Source organism: Mitsuaria chitosanitabida ATCC BAA-476 = NBRC 102408 (genome assembly GCF_001598255.1).
Lineage (GTDB): Bacteria > Pseudomonadota > Gammaproteobacteria > Burkholderiales > Burkholderiaceae_C > Roseateles > Roseateles chitosanitabidus.
Map to the genome: position 1 here is coordinate 1 of NZ_BCYP01000032.1, position 613 is coordinate 613.

Genomic DNA, 613 nt, shown 5'->3' on the forward strand with positions numbered 1-613 from the left:
ACCGCTGTCCAGGCTGTAATCCCACTTCGCGCCAGTTTCCAGACCGGACACAGCCACCGACCCGGTGCTGCTGATGGGATTGCTGCCGTTGCTCGGCGTGATCGTGGGCTGCGCGACCTGCGTGTCCTTCACGACGTCGATGGTCTTCGATGCCTGATTGCCGACAGAGTCGGTCTGACGAATGGTGATGTGATTGATGCCTTCACTCAGGTCGCTGGCGGCGATCGACGAGCCGGCACCCGGCTTCCAGGTCGCGCCGCTGTCCAGGCTGTAGTCCCACTTGGCGCCTGTCTCCAGGCCGGACACGGCCACCGTGCCGGTGCTGTTGATCGGGTTGGCGCCGTTGCTCGGGGTGATCGTAGGCTGCACGACCTGCGTGTCCTTCACGACGTCGATGGTCTTCGACGCTTGGTTGCCGGCGGTGTCGGTTTGGCGAATGGTGATGTTGTTATCACCCTCGGCCAGCACGTCGGCCGGAATCGAATTGTCGCTGCCCGGCGTCCACGTCTTGCCGCCATCCAGGCTGAAGTCCCACTTCCCGCCAGGCTCGATGCCGCTGACGGTGACGGATCCTGCGCCATTGATCGGACCCGCGCCATTGCTCGGCGTCAGT

General features: G+C 64.1%; 1 protein-coding gene. It reads right to left on the reverse strand.

The features are described 5' to 3' along the window. A partial coding sequence (locus MCHT01_RS26850; RefSeq protein WP_169806168.1) for a hypothetical protein occupies positions 1-613 on the reverse strand: 613 nt, incomplete at both ends.